At 36.4% G+C, this 17,637-nt stretch carries 16 protein-coding genes; all 16 read right to left on the bottom strand.

Annotated features, from left to right (window positions below):
• Positions 1–465 precede the first annotated feature (465 nt).
• Positions 466–1,074, bottom strand: coding sequence for a class I SAM-dependent methyltransferase (locus acear_RS00700; RefSeq protein ID WP_013277124.1), 609 nt, complete (start codon positions 1,072–1,074; stop codon positions 466–468).
• Complete coding sequence (locus acear_RS00695) at positions 1,001–2,263, bottom strand: putative glycoside hydrolase (RefSeq protein WP_013277123.1); 1,263 nt, start codon at positions 2,261–2,263, stop codon at positions 1,001–1,003. Before acear_RS00695 ends, acear_RS00700 begins: the two co-directional genes overlap by 74 nt.
• An 85-nt stretch (positions 2,264–2,348) precedes the next feature.
• Positions 2,349–2,621, bottom strand: a complete 273-nt coding sequence (locus acear_RS00690) for a metal-sensitive transcriptional regulator (RefSeq protein ID WP_013277122.1) — start codon at positions 2,619–2,621, stop codon at positions 2,349–2,351.
• A gap of 93 nt (positions 2,622–2,714) precedes the next feature.
• The gene (lysS, locus tag acear_RS00685; protein WP_013277121.1) at positions 2,715–4,190 is read right to left on the bottom strand and encodes a lysine--tRNA ligase; all 1,476 of its coding nucleotides are present in this window, start codon (positions 4,188–4,190) and stop codon (positions 2,715–2,717) included.
• Positions 4,191–4,247: 57 nt separating this feature from the next.
• Entirely contained in the window at positions 4,248–4,721 is a 474-nt protein-coding gene (greA, locus tag acear_RS00680; protein ID WP_013277120.1) for a transcription elongation factor GreA, read from the bottom strand.
• A 148-nt stretch (positions 4,722–4,869) separates the two neighbouring features.
• Positions 4,870–5,943 (bottom strand): shikimate 5-dehydrogenase, encoded by a 1,074-nt coding sequence (locus tag acear_RS00675; RefSeq protein WP_013277119.1) that lies wholly within the window; start codon positions 5,941–5,943, stop codon positions 4,870–4,872.
• A gap of 23 nt (positions 5,944–5,966) precedes the next feature.
• Entirely contained in the window at positions 5,967–6,875 is a 909-nt protein-coding gene (locus tag acear_RS00670) for a hypothetical protein (RefSeq protein WP_013277118.1), read from the bottom strand.
• Positions 6,876–7,591: 716 nt separating this feature from the next.
• Positions 7,592–8,560: a tRNA dihydrouridine synthase DusB gene (gene dusB / locus acear_RS00665; RefSeq protein WP_013277117.1), complete on the bottom strand. Its 969-nt coding sequence runs from the start codon at positions 8,558–8,560 to the stop codon at positions 7,592–7,594.
• A gap of 18 nt (positions 8,561–8,578) precedes the next feature.
• Positions 8,579–9,343, bottom strand: coding sequence for a type III pantothenate kinase (locus acear_RS00660; RefSeq protein ID WP_013277116.1), 765 nt, complete (start codon positions 9,341–9,343; stop codon positions 8,579–8,581).
• A 42-nt stretch (positions 9,344–9,385) separates the two neighbouring features.
• Positions 9,386–10,381, bottom strand: coding sequence for a biotin--[acetyl-CoA-carboxylase] ligase (locus acear_RS00655; protein ID WP_013277115.1), 996 nt, complete (start codon positions 10,379–10,381; stop codon positions 9,386–9,388).
• 70 nt (positions 10,382–10,451) lie between these two features.
• On the bottom strand, positions 10,452–10,805 hold the full coding sequence (gene panD / locus acear_RS00650; protein WP_013277114.1) for an aspartate 1-decarboxylase: 354 nt from the start codon (positions 10,803–10,805) through the stop codon (positions 10,452–10,454).
• Between the two features lie 4 nt (positions 10,806–10,809).
• Positions 10,810–11,658, bottom strand: coding sequence for a pantoate--beta-alanine ligase (panC, locus tag acear_RS00645; protein ID WP_013277113.1), 849 nt, complete (start codon positions 11,656–11,658; stop codon positions 10,810–10,812).
• A gap of 32 nt (positions 11,659–11,690) precedes the next feature.
• Complete coding sequence (panB, locus tag acear_RS00640) at positions 11,691–12,491, bottom strand: 3-methyl-2-oxobutanoate hydroxymethyltransferase (protein ID WP_013277112.1); 801 nt, start codon at positions 12,489–12,491, stop codon at positions 11,691–11,693.
• Positions 12,484–13,389 (bottom strand): Rossmann-like and DUF2520 domain-containing protein, encoded by a 906-nt coding sequence (locus tag acear_RS00635; RefSeq protein ID WP_013277111.1) that lies wholly within the window; start codon positions 13,387–13,389, stop codon positions 12,484–12,486. Before acear_RS00635 ends, panB begins: the two co-directional genes overlap by 8 nt.
• Before the next feature lie 247 nt (positions 13,390–13,636).
• Positions 13,637–15,316, bottom strand: a complete 1,680-nt coding sequence (locus tag acear_RS00630; RefSeq protein ID WP_013277110.1) for a formate--tetrahydrofolate ligase — start codon at positions 15,314–15,316, stop codon at positions 13,637–13,639.
• Positions 15,317–15,597: 281 nt separating this feature from the next.
• A complete protein-coding gene (gene ftsH / locus acear_RS00625) occupies positions 15,598–17,553 on the bottom strand; it encodes an ATP-dependent zinc metalloprotease FtsH (RefSeq protein WP_013277109.1) in 1,956 nt (651 codons plus the stop codon).
• Positions 17,554–17,637: the final 84 nt, after the last annotated feature.

Here is a 17,637-nt window from a genome sequence, read left to right as displayed (position 1 = left end):
TACTACCATTCTCAATTGACGTTGGCATGGACAATGTTCAGTTTTCAAAGATCAGTAGTCGCAAATAAGCGACATCAAGTATTTTAACATTTTTCTTGTAGCTTGTCAAGAACAAATTCAAGAATCTCAAGAAGATTCAGTTCTTTTCAAGCGACAATTAATATATTAACACAAATCCAGTCACTTGTCAAGAAGAAATCTCAAATTATTTGATTTTGCAGCAGAAAAGACTGCTTTCTTACAAGCGACATTAAACATTCTAACATCAAAACTTCACTTTGTCAAGGGAAAAATGAATTAATTTGTCAGCCGCTTTTGAGGCGACGCTTTATAATTTATCATCTATTAGCTCTTTTGTCAAGGAAAAATCAAATTTTAATTCATTCAAATATTATCTTAATAATTGCTAAGCTTAATTTACCCAATTTATAATTGATTTATTCAAAATTATAATAATTAATTGAACTATTTTTGACAGACAGCCACCATTAAATAATACTTTTTATCCGGTTTAGGTATTTCGATAGTCTCATTAAGTTGACAATAGAGCTCTACATCTGAAAATAACGATAATAACTCTCTAAATTCCTCTTCCCGATACTGTCGGTAATGATAGGGATTAGAACAGGGCTCTTCCCTACCTCTTCCGAAGGGAGTAGAAATAATTACTCTACCATCTGGCTTAAGTAATCTATTGAGATTATTAATAAATTCGAAATCATCCTTAATATGTTCTACTGTTTCTAAACTAACTATAGTATCAAATTTTCCTATTTTATCAGCCAATTCTTTATCATTAGCGTTACCAGTTTTAAACGTAATTGGAGGATGAGAATAATGTTTTCTAGCATACTCTATTACTTTCTGTTCGTTATCTACCCCTATTATTTCCGTGATTCCTTCTCCTAGTGCTAAGATCATTTCAGAACCATAGCCGACGCCACAGGCAATATCTAATACTCGTCCCTGACAATATTGACTGGCAAATCTATAACGAACCTTATGTTCGATCAAAAGGCCGTTCTCTGGATTCATTTTCCTGGGCATTACTCTCTCTTCTGTTAACTCTAACATCATTATCACCTTCAATATCATCTATTATATCAATAAGTCTCTTCTTTTTATTTATAACAATTTCATTATCCAAAAAAGCCTGCCAAGTATAATTTGAAGCCGGATTCCACAGCAGCCAGCTATCCAACCCTGATGCCTTTGCTGCTGCAATCTGCTCACGAACTTCTTCAACTCCATACTTATATCGTAACGAAAAATCTTGCAGCCAGGGGCGAATTTGACCTGTTTCACCATTTAATTTTTCCTTAGCCTCCTGCATACTATTAAAAACAGTAGAATAGGGAGTCTGTTCCGGTAAGGTTAATCCATAAATTCCTGGTTGATAATGAGATGGATAAACCATAGGTGAAATATAATCAATTCTCTGGGCCATTAAAGCAAAATTCTGTCCAATTCCTAAATCATTACCTGTCGTAGTTAGCCCAAAAACATCAATAGAAACAGGTGCCTCCAACTTATCTAACCTATTTTTAGCATATCTCAAAAAATCATCAATTATCCGAACTTTTGAATTTGAAGGGGCTACAGCTAAATTATAGCGAGAGCGATTAAAGAAGACCGGAAATCTAATATAATCAAATTGAACCTCATCAAATCCATGTTTAACTGCTTCAATTGCTAAGTCAACATTATATTTCCATACCTTCTTACTGTAAGGATTGACCCATTCAGGACTACTGAATATTTCAGAATTACTCTGCTGAAGATCGTAATATTTTAATGCATACTCTTTATAAGCTGCTAATTTATAGTCTTTAAAGACAGGTATCCGGGCAATACTATAAATATTATTCTCTTTACATTTATCCAGTAATCGATCTATATTCTTTATCTTTGCTACATTAGCTCCAATCTCTTCAGTTAAGTCAACTTTTGAATTATAACTAACTTCTCCTTCTATATTCTTTACATCAATAACCATTGCATTTAATTCTGTCTCTGTAATCAAATTCAACAACCTGTTAAATCTTTTTGGACTGCCTGCTACCCAACCGGTTAAATAAATACCTTTAATTGGTTCACTAGTTTCTTGCTTTAGTTCTTGACTATCCTTTAATTGTTCCTCCCCATTATTCTTTTTATGTAAATTTACATCATTCACAGAACTATTATAATCCAAACTACGAGCCGTGATTCCAACACTGAACAACAGCACAAATATGACTACTACTATAAATTCTTTTTTCAATGTTGTCCTCCTTAGCTAACCCTTTTAATCAAGTATAGCATAAGTTAGCCACGGAGTATACTAGTAATTAGTAGCAGCATAAGAGTTATTTAGAAAACTTTAAAATCGTCTTGATCGTTTCCTTAACTGCCTCTTCGATATCATCTTCCTCATCTATTGAAGAAAGAATACATTCATGGGCATAATCTTCAATAATTGACTGTCCTACTTTATCAATAGAAGATTTAATAGCAGCTATCTGAACTAAAATATCAATACAGTCTTGCTCCTCTTCAATCATTCTTTCGATACCACCAATATGTCCTTTTAAAGTCTTCAGCCGATTCAATAAATCCTTTTTTGCTTCTTCTTTATGCATTTTATCACCCTCTATCCCCCCCGTGTGGCAGGAGGTGGATTAAAAGAAAAATTTAGGTCACTATAATGTGACCTAAATTAAACTGCTTGAGATTTATTGTTCGGGCCTCATATGTGGAAAGAGAATCACATCTCTAATGGAAGTAGAATCCGTTAATAACATAACTAACCTATCAATACCAATTCCTAATCCTCCCGTAGGAGGCATTCCATATTCCAAAGCTCTAATATAATCATAATCCATCATATGAGCCTCATCATCACCTGCTTCTCGTTGTTCCATCTGTTCCTTAAATCGTTGCTTTTGATCAATAGGATCATTCAACTCTGAAAAAGCATTAGCTAATTCATTTCCAGCAACAAATAATTCAAATCTCTCTGTAAAGTCTGAATCTTCAGGCTTCCGCTTAGCTAAAGGCGAAACTTCAATTGGATATTCGGTAATAAAGGTTGGTTGAATCAACTCATCCTCTACAAACTCTTCAAAGAACTCATTAATAAGTTCTCCGACAGAAGTAATCTCTTCATAGTCTACCCCATGATCCTCGGCTAACTTTTGTGCTGTCTTGAAATCATCAACTTCAGAAAAGTCAACTCCCGCATATTCATTAATAGCTTCTCTCATTGTCATCCTTGTCCAGCTTGGACTTAAATCAATTTCTTGTCCATCATATTCAATTTCTAATGTACCCAATACTTCTTGGGCAATATTAACAATTACACTTTCAGTAATCTCCATCATATCTTCATAATCAGCATTTGCCTGGTATAATTCCATTGAAGTAAATTCAGGATTATGTTTAGTGGAAATACCTTCATTTCGCAAGTTTTTACCGATTTCAAAAACTTTTTCAAAACCGCCTACAATCAACCGCTTTAAGTATAACTCCGGAGCAATCCGTAGATAAAGATCCATATCTAAGGCATTATGATGTGTAACAAAAGGCCTTGCCTCAGCCCCGCCAGCAATAGGATGCATCAAAGGAGTTTCAACTTCTAAAAAGTCTTCTTCCTCTAAATGCTCACGCATAGTATGAATTATCTTACTCCGTAAAACAAAAGTATTTCTTACATCGGAATTAACTATTAAATCCACATATCTCTGTCTATACCTCATTTCAACATCTTTTAGACCATGCCATTTTTCCGGCAGCGGACGCAACGCTTTAGCCAATAATTCAAAATTCTCAATCTGGACAGTAACCTCACCGCGTCCTGTTTTAAATAAAAGTCCTTCTATTCCAATCTGATCACCAATATCCAGAGACATAAATAATTCATACAGATCTTCACCTAAATTATCCTCTTTAGCATACAGCTGAATCCGCCCTGACATATCCTCTATATCAGCAAAACTGGCTTTACCATGTTCTCTAACTGCCATTAATCTACCGGTCAATCTAACCTCTGTTTCATCTTCCTTTAATTCCTCAAAATTATCTATAACTTCTTGAGCAACATGGCTTCGTTCATATTTTTCTCCATAAACTGTGATTCCTTTTTCTTCTAGCATATCTAATTTCTTTCTTCGTTCTAACATCAAATCATTTAAGTCCTGTTCTTCTTCCATTAAATATCAACCTCCAAGTACTACTTTATATAATTTTACAATTTAATAAATCAATATTTACTTCTGAATTGCTAAAATCTTATAAACAATCTTTCCTGCTGGAGCATCGATTTCCACTTCCTCGCCTATCTTATGACCGAGTAATGCGTTTCCTACAGGAGAATCATTCGAAATTTTATTCTCAAACGGGTCTGCTTCTGTAGTTCCGACTATTTTATAATTATACTCTTCCTCAGTATCCAAGTCCCTAATTGTAACAGTTGTTCCAATATTAACCTCTGTAGTTTCTACTTCGTCTTCATTAATTACTTCAGCATTATTCAACATATTCTCAATTTCTTTAATTCTACCCTCTACAAAGGCCTGTTCATTTTTAGCATCATCATACTCTGAATTTTCGCTGATATCACCAAATTCTAATGCCTGTTTAATCCGTTTAGCAACTTCTCTCCGTTTAGTACCTTTCAAATATGATAATTCTTCTTCCAGTTTATTAAGCCCTTCTTTTGTTAAAATTACTTTCTCAGCCATAAGTTTCGCTCCCTCTTTCTAAATTTTAATAAAATTGAAATAAATCCATACTAACCACACTTAATTATTTCAAAAATATAAAATACTGTCAAGAAATTTAATCATTCAACTTATTAATAAAATATTATAATTTAATTATTAAGTTTTGTCAAGCCCTTGAAGCTGCCTGTCTCACCTGTTTAAAGCGCTGTTGGCCTATCTTTTCTCCAACATAACGCAGTCCAGCTAATTGAAACCCATGTTTATCAGCCAACTGCTGTATCTCTTTTACTTTTTCCAATGACACTGACTTGCCCAAGGTATAATTTTCATACCGACCTTCTAAAGCTAAAATTATTGTTTCTGCCATACAGGCATAAATCCTTCCCGGCGGTAAACCAAGATCAAAATTCAACCTCACCTGTCCTGGTAACTGGACTATTCCACCTTCAATTACTAAAATATCCTCTCTACTTTCATTAACCTGCTTAGCTACATCTCTAGGTCTGGCCACATCACAGACAATAGCCCCCGGCTTCAAATTATTAGGATCTATAATACTATCTATAGCACTTGAAACTGTAATAACAATTTCAGCTTCGGATAATGCTTTATTAATATCTGTAGAATAATTCACTCTATTTAACTGATAATTACTCTTTATCGATGTAGTTAATCTTCTTAACTTTGGTTCATTTCTAGCTACTAACGAGATATCATTAACTTCATCAGCTAAAAGCTGCACACAGGCTTCTCCAATAGAACCGGTGGCACCTATAACTGCTAAATGGGTCTCAGACAGTACAATTCCTAATTTATCAGCAGCCCTTTTTACTGCTTTAACAGCCGTAGCAACTGTATAGCTATTACCTGTTGTCACTGGAATATCCAACTTTTCGGCAACTCTCCGACCTCCATCTCCGATAATAGAAGTGTAGGCCCCTAATCCTACAATCTCAGCCCCCAATTTTTCTGCTTTTTTAGCAGCACTAATTATCTGTTTAAGCACATGTTCCACTGGAAGCTTTAACATCTGTTCAGATGTTAAAGTGCAGCCCACTAACCATCCTTCAGCTTTATTTCCCAGTTCAGATTCTATTCCGGTAACATGAGAAAGTTCAATCTGAGGCATAAATCTAATTATCTGTCTTAAAATACTATCTGGAATCTGCTTACTAATAGTAAATTTTCTAGCTAAATCATTTACTTGCAAAGGATGTAGCAAAAAACCAAACTGCTCCAAAAAATCCCCTCCCTATCTTACCTTTAGCTATTCAAAACTTCTAATCTAGGCTTAAAATCTAATTGGTCCATTAGAGCAAGGTAATCATTGGATTTGATTGCTCTAACAGGCTTATCTATTAGAGAAACAAACACTGCTTCTAATAAATTGGTTCCAAAAGATCTCCCCTTCAATTCTGGAGTAGTAGTAATTAATAGTCTTACTCCCCTTTTCTGTAACATAGCAATATCATCATCAGTTACTGTATTGGTAATTACTATCTTATCATCCAAATTATAAGGAAGATACTTCTTAATTAAATGAAAGTCTCCAGCAATTATATCAGCCCACTGATAATACTTCTGATATTTATTACTTCCTGTAGTCTCCTGCTTACTTCCTGTTGGATATAATAACTTAAAAGGAAGTCTGCTTATAACCGGCCCTAATAATTTAATAGCATAATCTATAGTCTTTAGAGACTTAATAGGTAACGGTAAATTTAAACCAAATATTAAGTCTCCATAATAAACATTACCTCCTAATTTATCAAAAACTGACGCCATGCCAAATCTATCTGCCGCACTAGTCAGTAAAATATTCTTATCTGCTAAATCCAAACCATAATCCTGCTTCAAATCAGATATAATTCTCTTTTCTAATGTCATCTTCAAACCGCTGCCGTCAACCACCGGCGTCTCTCCAACATCAGCTATTAATTTAGCAGCATCTTGTAATTTATATTTACTATCTTGGGTATAGATATGTAAATCTATACCGCCCATTCCCAAAGCAGCTACTTCCCCATCTAATTCAGTAAAAAGTTTTTTGGCTTTCTGCAGGTCGCCATCAGTTCCTATTCTTTCTAATCGAAAGACCTCATCTGAAATTTCTGTTTCTACTACATGATCTCTAGCAGAAGAGCCTAAACTAACACTAACTATTTTATTCATACTTCACACCTCTGATTACATTTATCCTATTATAATTAAGCTTTTATTTAATATGTGAAGTTTGAGGATAATTATACCGAAAAAATGGTCTGCTGAGTACGCTTTTATAGGTTTAACTCTACTATTCTTTGAAAGGATATTGATATATTGTGTCACTTTTCATTTGCAGCTAATATAGTTTCTTTCATGATATTGCAAATTATAGTCAACAAATCTCTTACGCTTGCCATTCGTTCGACGTCCTGTCTCACTCATTCTCAAAAACTGACTCTCCACCATCCCTGGTTCCGAGTCAGTTTTAAGAGTCGCTCCAGAGAAATGTTGACTATTTGTAATAGGATATATTGCTATTGTTATCCCCAATGAGAATCGCTATAAACATATCCAGCATAGAAATTTCATTGATCTGGTTTTAAACACGTCCCTCGAATAATTTTGCACAATTTAGTTGATATCTTGCAAAAAGCGACTTTAAAGCAGTCCCACAAGAGAGAATAGTTAATATATAAAGCGGAATCTTTAAATCATAACACTAAGATTTATTTACTGCTGAGTAACTAGGGCTGATTTCCGGAGCGTTTGCAAGATATCAACTCTAAACTGCAACAATATATCAATTTAATTTTATGATGAAAGTCATCTACAACTTGCAAGAAGTATAATTTCCCATATCATAAAAAAAGCTCTAATGTAGATAGCCTACATCAGAGCTTAATTTAATCCATAAGTTCTCTTTTATAATTATGTAATATTTCTTTTAACTCTTCTTCTGTTTCTGCCTGATTTACCTTCTGTTTAACTTCAGTACAGTTATATAGTCCTTTGATGTATTGGACAGTATGTCTGCGCATCTCTCTAACGGCTATATATTCTCCTTTATAGTCAACTAAAGCTTCTAAATGCCTAACTACCATCTCAATTCTTTCCTGAATAGTAGGCGGCGGCAATAATTCGCCTGTCTCTAAATAATGAAGCGTACGCTTGAAAATCCAGGGATTACCCTGTGCTCCCCGCGCAATCATTACCCCATCACAGCCTGTAGTATCAATCATCTCTTCAGCATCCTGTGGGCTAAAGATATCTCCATTACCGATCACTGGAACTTCTACTGCTTCTTTCACTTCTTTTATAATATTCCAATCAGCTTCTCCCTTATAAAACTGTTCTCTAGTCCTACCGTGGACTGCTACTGCCTGGACTCCACTTTCTTCAGCAGTTTGAGCAATCTCTACAGCATTAACATGATCCTCATCCCAGCCTTTTCTCATCTTAACAGTAATAGGAATCTCAGTTGCTCTAACTAAAGCATCTACGATTCGGCCTACTAAATCAGGTTCCTTCATTAAGACAGACCCAGCTCCACCCTTGACAATTTTGGGAGTTGGACAGCCTAAGTTTACATCTATAATATCCGGTCTATATTCTTCAATCTTCTCTACTGCTTCAGCCATTATCTCTGGTTCTGAACCAAAAATCTGTAGTGAGACTGGCCGCTCCTGATCACTGATAGTCAATAACTCTTCTGTTCGCGAACTGCCATAAACCAATCCTTTAGCACTGACCATCTCAGTACAGACTAATCCACAACCGAACTCCTTGACTATTCTGCGGAAAGGCAGGTCTGTTACTCCAGCCATAGGTGCTAACATAACCGGATTATCCAATTCCACTTCTCCTATCTCCATCAATTACTCCCTCCATCATTAGCTATTTAATTCTGAAATCATGCGCAGACCCTGTAAAGTAAGCAAAGAATTGGTCCGATCGATCTCTTCAGACTCATCGCTAACTAAATCTGCCAAACCACCAGTAGCTATAACTTCAGCCTCCTGGTCTAAATCAGCTTTAATCTCTCTTACTACACCATCAACCTGTCCCACAGCACCATAGATAATTCCCGCCTTTAAACTGTCTAAAGTATTCTTACCAATTACACTCTCCGGCTTTTCTAATTCCACTTTAGGTAACTTATCAGCATAGCTAAATAAGGCATCCATAGAAATATCTATTCCGGGTGCAATAGCACCGCCTAAGTAATTCCCCTGCTCTGAAATTAAACAGAAAGTAGTAGCTGTTCCAAAATCAACTACAATCACTGGTCCTCCATATAAGTTATAGGCAGCTACAGCATTAACAATTCTGTCAGCCCCTACCTCTTTGGGATTCTCTATTTTAATATCCATTGCGGTCTTAATTCCGGGACCTACAATTAGAGGTTCAACTCCAAAATACTTGATGGCTACCTCCTCTAAAGCATTTACTACTGAGGGAACTACACAGGAAATAATTATCCTTTCTATATCATCAGCCTTTAAATCATTATAATTAAAGAGATCAAAGAATAACATTCCATATTCATCAGCTGTTTTATACCGATCAGTAGATATTCTCCAATCTACTAATAGGTCTTCATCAGCAAAAACCCCTAATACAGTATTAGTATTTCCCACATCAATAGCTAAAATCATCTCTGTCTCCCCTTCAAACTCTCTTGATTACATTTTTTAACCTTAATTATATTCAGTATTTAAAGTTACATCACCAGCAACCACTTTCTTCATAGTACCATTAGGTAATTCTACTAATAATCTACCTTTATTATCAACGTCTACTGCTTGTCCTGTCAACACTTCATTATTACTGGTAACTGTTACTTCATTTCCTAAAGTGATATTATATTCTTTCCAGCCCTCTATAATCTTTTCGAACCCCTCCGTTTGTAATTTAAAGTATTCCTCCTCTAATTGCTCTAAAAGAGATAAAAAGAAATTCAATTTGGGAATCTGTTGTCCTGATTCCTCTTGAATAGAGGTAGCTTTATTCTTTAAGTCTGATGGAAATTCATCCACAGCTATATTCAAATTAACTCCAATTCCAAGTACTAAATAATCTATCTGATCAATTTCAGCACTCATTTCAGTTAAAATACCGCTAACCTTCTTCCCATTAATCAACACATCATTCGGCCATTTAATTTCTGGAACTGAATCAGTTAATTCATCAATTGTTTTGGCTAAAGCCACTACTGCTACAAAACTGAATTGAGAAGCAGAGTCCGGCTTCATATTAGGCCGGAGAATAACTGAAAACCAGATCCCTCCCGGCGGACAGAAGTATTCTCTGCCCAAACGGCCCTTGCCGCCAACCTGCTCTTTAGCCACAATAACTGTTCCTTCCTCAGCTTCCTGTCTAGCTTCTGATTTTGCTAGTGAATTAGTAGATTTTACTTCTTCTTGATAGATCACTTCACAGCCTAATAGATCAGTCTTTAAATCCTTCTTTATCTCTTCTGGCGACAGAATATCAGGAGCTTTTACTAGACAGTAGCCCAGTCTAGAAGAAGAATCAATTACATATCCCTGTTCACGCAAGGATTGAATATACTTCCAGACAGCAGTCCGTGATACCTCCAGCCTATCGCTCAATTCCTGGCCAGAAATATATTGGTCTCGATTCTTATGTAATATCCTAAGTACTCGTTGTTTACGCTTAGAAGTTTGGGACATTATATCTCACCTACAGTTTAATTAATTTTGCTTCAATTATATATAATCACTGATATTCTGTCAACTAAACTTAAGATTTAATAATTCGGTTATTCTCATCTACTAAGATCACTTTCGGTTCTAAGTCTCGAGCAGCATTATCCTTCATAAGACCATAAGAGATTATTATGACTTCATCCCCCGGTTGAACCTTTCTGGCTGCTGCTCCATTGAGACAGACAACACCCGAACCGCGTTCGCCAGCAATGACATAGGTTTCAAATCTAGCTCCATTATTATTATTAACTACCTGCACTCTCTCATTAGGTAAAATATCTGCCGCTTCAATTAAGTCTCTATCAATAGTTATGCTGCCCACATAATCCAGATTTGCTTCAGTCACTCTTGCCCGATGGATCTTCGATTTATGCATCATCCGCATCATGAGTCTAATTCACCTCCAGCATTAAGTTATCTATCAATCTAGTATCGCCGATATAGACAGCCAGAGCCATCAATACCTCGCCCTTAATTTCTACTAATGGCTCTAAAGTAGATTGGTCTACTATCTCTACATAGTCGATCTCTGCTAATGGTTCAGCCTCAATCTTATTGATTAATCTTTCTTTAACAGCTTCAGCATCTCTTTTTCCCTGATTAATTAAGTCTTTAGCCAGCTGTAGAGTCTGATATAGAATTGTCGCTGCTTCCCTTTCCTTAGAGTCCAGGTATTTATTACGCGAACTGATAGCCAGGCCATCTTCTTCACGCTGAATTGTCACTGTTACTATCTCTAAATCAAAGTTCAGATCCTTAACTAACCTCTTGATTACTAATACCTGTTGGGCATCCTTCTGGCCAAAGTAAGCCCGATCAGGATCAATAATATTAAACAGCTTAGTAACAATAGTACAGACACCGGTAAAGTGTCCCTCTCTAGCAGCACCACAGAGATAATCTGTCAAGCCTTCTACCATTACTTTGGTTGCTGCCTGAGACAAGTAGACCTCGTCAGCCTCTGGAGCAAAGACTATATCTACTCCTGCTTCTTCAGCTAATTCTAAATCTCTATCTAAATCGCGAGGATACTCATTATAATCCTCATCAGGACCAAACTGAGTGGGATTAACAAAGAGGCTAACTACTACTATATCATTCTCCTCTCTAGCCTTCTCCATCAAAGCTAAATGGCCTTGATGGAAATAACCCATTGTCGGTACCAAACCTACTTCTTTTCCAGCTTTCTGCTGCTTTCCAATAAAGTCCCGTACTTCATCAATACTTTTACAAAGCTCCATTATTTTTACCTCCTATTTAATTAAAAATCTATCTAAAAGCTTTCCTTCTGACTTGGAAACTCTCCAGTTTCAACATCCTTTTTATAATCTTTCAATGCTGTCTTGATCTCGTCATTCAAATCAGCATACTTTCTAACAAATTTAGGAGTAAAGTTAGCAAAGATACCCAGCAGATCCTGAGTTACTAAAACCTGACCATCAGATTCCTTTCCTGCTCCAATACCGATAGTAGGAACCTCTACTGCTTCTGTAACTTCTTTAGTTAAAACAGCAGGAATACATTCTAAAACTAAAGCAAAGATACCTGCTTCTTCTAAGGCTTTGGCATCAGTAATCAATTTCTGAGCAGCTTCGCTCTCCTTACCCTGTACCTTAAAACCGCCGAACTGATTAATTGATTGGGGAGTTAAACCTAAATGTCCCATGACTGGAATTCCGGCTTTGACAACTGCTTCAATCTCGGCTACTACTTCACTACCGCCTTCTACTTTTACTGCCTGGGCTCCGCTTTCTTTAATAATCCGTCCTGCATTTTTGACTGTCTGGCTGATATCTCCAGTCTTATAAGACATAAAGGGCATATCAGTAACTACTAATGCATCTTTTACTCCTCTATTTACAGCCTTAGTATGATGGATCATATCTCCAATCGTAACTGCTAAAGTATCATCATAGCCCAAAACCACCATGCCTAAAGAGTCTCCTACTAAGATTATATCAATCCCCGCTTCATCTATAGCTTTGGCCATAGGATAGTCATAGGCAGTCAACATTGTAATTCTTTCCCCTGCTTCTTTCTTTGTTTTTAAATCTGTTACTGTAACCTTACTCATCTTTTATTCCCTCCTGATCAAGTAGCTTTTTAAGTTTAATTACCTTATCTTGATTAATACTGCCTTTCCTTCGGGCTATATCTGTAGTATAAGTCCCTAACTCTTTATATAGATCTAGATTCTCTGGCATAAATTCCTCTAATGCTTCCAAATGATTCTCGATTATATTAATATCTCCCCGGGATATAGGACCGGTCAAGGCCTCAACAATCCCCATCTCTTTGATATTCTGCAGTGTCCCCTCCATCAACGGTAATAAGCCTACCAGAGCCTTTTCAGATGAAATACCTACCTGTTGATTCATCTTTAATGCTAAGTCAACGATAGTTACTAAGTAATTAGAAGCTACGCAGGCAGCAGCATGATAGAGCGGCTTAGCACAGCTCTGGATTACTGTATAATCAGCATCTAAAGTATCCAATACTTTTTTTCCGATCTCTTCTCCTGCTTCATTACCCTCGATAGTAAAGAAAGAATTAGGTAAAGCCTCTATCCCTTTCCTAACATCAGCAACTGACTGTAACGGATGTAGAGAAAGCCGACCATATTCAATTTCATTCATGTTTTCTACTTCAGAAAATAGAATCTCCGAAGTTAGAGCACCACTGCAGTGTACTAAACAGCTATCCTTCTTAACCAATCCTTCCCTAAAAAGTTTAGTAGCAATCTGACTGATCACCTGATCTGGAGTGGTAATGAAGATTAAATCTGCCTTTAAAATAAAATCACCATACTCTGTAGTAGCAATTCCTTCTCCAACCAACTCCTGTCCCTCTTGAGCTGAAGACAGACTACGACTTATAAAACCGAGAACTTGATAGCCATTATTGGCTAATAGATACCCTAAACTTTTACCTACTGCTCCAGCTCCAATAATTACTACTTTTGTTTGCTCCAAAGATTCACCCCCTAATAATAAGTAAAACCTGCTTAACCGCAATGGTAACGGTTAAGCAGGTTATTTGGCCATAGTTAGCCCAATAATAATTTGCTTAAACCGTCTCCGTCCTATTCAGGATCTGAGCGGTAGAGCAAAGATTTATATTAATTTTTTTCATCGTCTACATTATAGCATCATTAAGTTCCAAAAGCAAAAAACCTGCGGCCTAATTAGACCGCAGGTATAAATCAACTATTTGTCTATCTTAGAATAAGCCTGTAATATTACCGTCACCATCAACATCAATCTCTTCAGCAGCTGGAACCTTTGGTAAACCAGGCATTGTCATTACTGCACCAGTTAATGCAACTAAGAAGCCAGCACCGGCAGATACATTAATTTCTCTAACTGTAATTTCAAAGTCAGTAGGTCTTCCTTTCTTAGTTGGATCATCAGAAATAGAAGACTGTGTCTTTGCCATACAGACCGGCATATCATCAAATCCTTGCTCAGTTAAACGATCGATATCTTCTTTAGCTCCATCAGTAAAGTTGACTCCATCAGCGCCGTAGATTTTTTCAGCAACAGTTTCTATCTTTTCATCAATAGGCATATCAGCTGGATATAGCTGATCGAAATCATCATTACTTTCTTCCATAGCTTCTAATACTTTCTCAGCTAATTCATGACCGCCTTCGCCGCCTTTAGCAAAAATTTCAGATAAGGCTACATTAGCGCCTTTTTCTTCACAGAGTTCTCTAATCTTTTCAAGCTCTGCTTCTGTATCCGTAGGGAATCTATTAATAGCTACAACTGCAGGTAAGTTAAATTCTTCAGTAATATTTTCAATATGTTTAGCTAAGTTTTCGAAACCAGCTTCTACAGCTTCTACATTCTCTTCTTCTAATTCTTTAACACTAGCATCATCCATGCCGCCATGCATCTTAAGTGCTCTAGCAGTAGCAACAATTACTACCGCATCAGGCTGCAAGTCAGCAAATCGACACTTAATATCTAAGAACTTCTCAGCACCTAAGTCAGCACCGAAACCAGCCTCAGTAATTGTAATATCAGAAGTCTTCATTGCTAACTTAGTAGCTGCTACACTATTACAACCGTGAGCAATATTAGCAAACGGTCCACCATGAATAAAGGCTGGAGTATTTTCTAAAGTCTGTACTAAGTTAGGCTTAATGGCATCTTTGAGTAAAGCCGCCATTGATCCATGAACATTTAATTCTTTAGCCTGCACAGGTTCGCCATCAAATGTATAACCAACTAGGATATTACCTAATCTTTCTTTTAAGTCTTCAACTCCCTCTGCTAAACAGAGAATAGCCATTACCTCGGAAGCAACAGTAATCATAAAGCCATCTTCTCTAACCTGGCCATTAGGACCACCAACACCAACCAGTACTTCTCTTAGTGCTCTATCATTCATATCTACAACTCGTCTAAAGACTATATCATTAGGGTTGAGATCTAAATCATTGTCCTGCTTAATATGATTATCAATTGCTGCTGCAAGCAAGTTGTGAGCAACACCAATTGCATGAATGTCACCAGTAAAGTGCAAGTTAATATCTTCCATAGGAACAACCTGTGAATAACCACCGCCAGCAGCACCACCTTTAACTCCAAAACAAGGACCTAAAGAAGGCTCTCTTAAAGCAACTGTAGTATCATGGCCTAATTGATTAAGGGCCTGAGTTAAACCAACACTAGTAGTTGTCTTACCCTCTCCAGCAGGAGTTGGAGTAATAGCAGTAGTTAAGATCAACTTACTGTCTTCATTATCCATTCTTTCTTGGTAAGCTTCATACTTAATTTTAGCCTTGTTGTCACCATACATTTCAATTTCATCTTCATTTAAACCTAACTTTTCAGCAATCTCCGTAATATGCTTCAATTCTGCTTCCTGAGCTATCTCAATATCCGACTTCATTAATTAAATCACTCACCTTTCATTTTAGTTAATTTTAAAATTTTCTTAATTATTAAATAAAATTATTCCTACATCCACCTCCTATCTTTATTCCTTATATGAAATTAATTTTATTTTAATCTTAGTTACCATCGATCCTAATTATTACATTTTTACATTTTCTCCTGTTTTTAAATATATTCATTATAAAGTTTAAAATTCCTCCTTAAATTAATAAAAAATTATAAATTTATATTCCCAAAACTGAAATAGGGATAGCTAATTAGCTATCCCTTAGAAATCTAGTCTGTTAAATTGATATTAATCTTCTTATCCGTACTATCATCTAATTTAGAGTCTAAATCATCAGTTTCTTTCTCAATAGTATTCTCTGTATTCTTAGTTGCTTTTTTTGATTCCTCATCTGCTTCATCATCTGGATTATATTCATAATCATCCTTAAATTCAGCAATAATCCGTCTAATATCATCAGAAACCAATGTTTCTTCCTCTTTAAGCTCTGTTACCATCTTCTCTACCATTTCCTTATTTCCACTCAATATGCGTGTGGCTTTATCATAAGCTTCTTCTACAAATCTTTTAACCTCTTTATCTATTAAGGAGGCAACTTCTTCACTATAATTCTTATCCTTAGATAAATCACGTCCTAAGAATACCTGATCTCCATTCTTCTGTCCTAAAGCTAAAGGACCAACTTCCTCACTCATACCATAATCTGTAACCATGTTGCGTACAATTTTGGTTGCTCGTTCTAAGTCATTCTGAGCCCCCGTACTGATATCATCAAGAAATACCTCTTCAGCAACACGTCCTCCTAAGAGCGAAGTTACTTTATCAATCAATTCCGATTTAGTTACATAATTCTTATCTGCTTCTGGCAGATTAACTGTAAATCCACCAGCTCTTCCTCGGGGAATAATCGAAACCTTATGAGTTGAATCAGCATGTTCTAATAATTCACCTAATAGAGCATGACCGGTTTCATGGTAAGAAACTATATCTTTTTCTTTATCACTTATAATTCTACTCTTCTTCTTAGGACCAGCCAAGACTCGATCAATAGCATCATCAAATTCCAACATACTAATTTCTTTCTTATTTCTTCTAGCTGCTAAAATTGCAGCTTCATTAGCCAAATTCTCCATATCTGCTCCTGTAAAGCCAGGAGTTCTTTTCGCTAAAATATCTAAATCAACATCACCAGTCAATGGCTTATCCTGAACATGAATCTCTAAGACACCTTTACGACCTTTGAAATCAGGTTTATCAACAAGAACCTGTCTATCAAACCTTCCCGGTCTTAATAAGGCGGGATCTAAAACATCAGGCCTATTAGTAGCTGCCATCAAAATAATACCTTCATTTGCCTCAAAACCATCCATTTCCACTAATAACTGATTCAATGTCTGTTCGCGTTCATCATGGCCGCCGCCGACACCAGCACCGCGCTGCCGGCCAACAGCATCTAATTCATCAATAAAGATAATACAGGGAGCATTCTCTTTACCCTGCTCAAATAAATCTCTAACTCGAGATGCACCGACTCCAACGAACATCTCTACAAAATCGGAACCGCTGATGATAAAAAACGGCACACCAGCTTCACCTGCAACAGCTCTAGCCATCAGAGTCTTACCGGTTCCCGGCGGGCCTACTAATAGAACCCCTTTTGGAATCTCTGCACCTAACTTACTGAATTTATCCGGGTTTTTGAGAAATTCTACAACCTCTACTAATTCCTCTTTTACTTCTTCATAATTGGCCACATCATCAAAGGTAACTTTTTTCTTTTCATCTTCCTCATGGCGCCGAGCTTTGTTCTTACCAAAGGACATCATCTTATTACCGCCACCCTGCATCCGCTGCATAATAAAGAACCAAAATCCAAAAATTAAAATAGTCGGCAATAAGTAACCTAAGATACTTGCCCACCAAGGTGGCTCAGGTTCTGGCTCTGTTTCAATATCTACTTCATTATTCTGTAAAATCTGTTCAACTTTTTCTATGGTGCCTGGAATATTTACCTCAAATTCTTTACCATCAGCCACCTGTCCTTTAACCAACTCTTGACCTATTATAGTTACTTTATCTATCTTCCCGGCTTCAACTAATTGAGTAAATTCACTATAGCTTAAATCTGCTTTAACTGGAGCAGGACTTATAAAATACTGTGCAATTAAGAATGCTATAGCTATTATTATCAAATAAAAGCCGATATTTTTCGAAAATCGCTTCAACAAAGAATCCTCCTTTCTGACTATATTAACTTATCACGATTAGTTATTATATCACAAAAGTATAGAATTAGCAAGAAAGTAATT

It is taken from the genome of Acetohalobium arabaticum DSM 5501 (genome assembly GCF_000144695.1).
GTDB classification, from domain to species: Bacteria; Bacillota; Halanaerobiia; order Halobacteroidales; family Acetohalobiaceae; genus Acetohalobium; species Acetohalobium arabaticum.
The sequence above is the reverse complement of the archived record's forward strand: the minus strand, read 5'-3'. Positions and strand labels throughout refer to the sequence as shown.

What these genes read in the sequence shown, in the direction of transcription:
- acear_RS00700 (WP_013277124.1), bottom strand. Translation starts at nt 1,074, where the DNA reads ATGTTAGAGTTAACAGAAGAGAGAGTAATGCCCAGGAAAATGAATCCA.
- acear_RS00690 (WP_013277122.1), bottom strand. Translation starts at nt 2,621, where the DNA reads ATGCATAAAGAAGAAGCAAAAAAGGATTTATTGAATCGGCTGAAGACT.
- lysS (WP_013277121.1), bottom strand. Translation starts at nt 4,190, where the DNA reads ATGGAAGAAGAACAGGACTTAAATGATTTGATGTTAGAACGAAGAAAG.
- greA (WP_013277120.1), bottom strand. Translation starts at nt 4,721, where the DNA reads ATGGCTGAGAAAGTAATTTTAACAAAAGAAGGGCTTAATAAACTGGAA.
- acear_RS00670 (WP_013277118.1), bottom strand. Translation starts at nt 6,875, where the DNA reads ATGAATAAAATAGTTAGTGTTAGTTTAGGCTCTTCTGCTAGAGATCAT.
- dusB (WP_013277117.1), bottom strand. Translation starts at nt 8,560, where the DNA reads ATGGAGATAGGAGAAGTGGAATTGGATAATCCGGTTATGTTAGCACCT.
- acear_RS00660 (WP_013277116.1), bottom strand. Translation starts at nt 9,343, where the DNA reads ATGATTTTAGCTATTGATGTGGGAAATACTAATACTGTATTAGGGGTT.
- acear_RS00655 (WP_013277115.1), bottom strand. Translation starts at nt 10,381, where the DNA reads ATGTCCCAAACTTCTAAGCGTAAACAACGAGTACTTAGGATATTACAT.
- panD (WP_013277114.1), bottom strand. Translation starts at nt 10,805, where the DNA reads ATGATGCGGATGATGCATAAATCGAAGATCCATCGGGCAAGAGTGACT.
- panC (WP_013277113.1), bottom strand. Translation starts at nt 11,658, where the DNA reads ATGGAGCTTTGTAAAAGTATTGATGAAGTACGGGACTTTATTGGAAAG.
- panB (WP_013277112.1), bottom strand. Translation starts at nt 12,491, where the DNA reads ATGAGTAAGGTTACAGTAACAGATTTAAAAACAAAGAAAGAAGCAGGG.
- acear_RS00630 (WP_013277110.1), bottom strand. Translation starts at nt 15,316, where the DNA reads ATGAAGTCGGATATTGAGATAGCTCAGGAAGCAGAATTGAAGCATATT.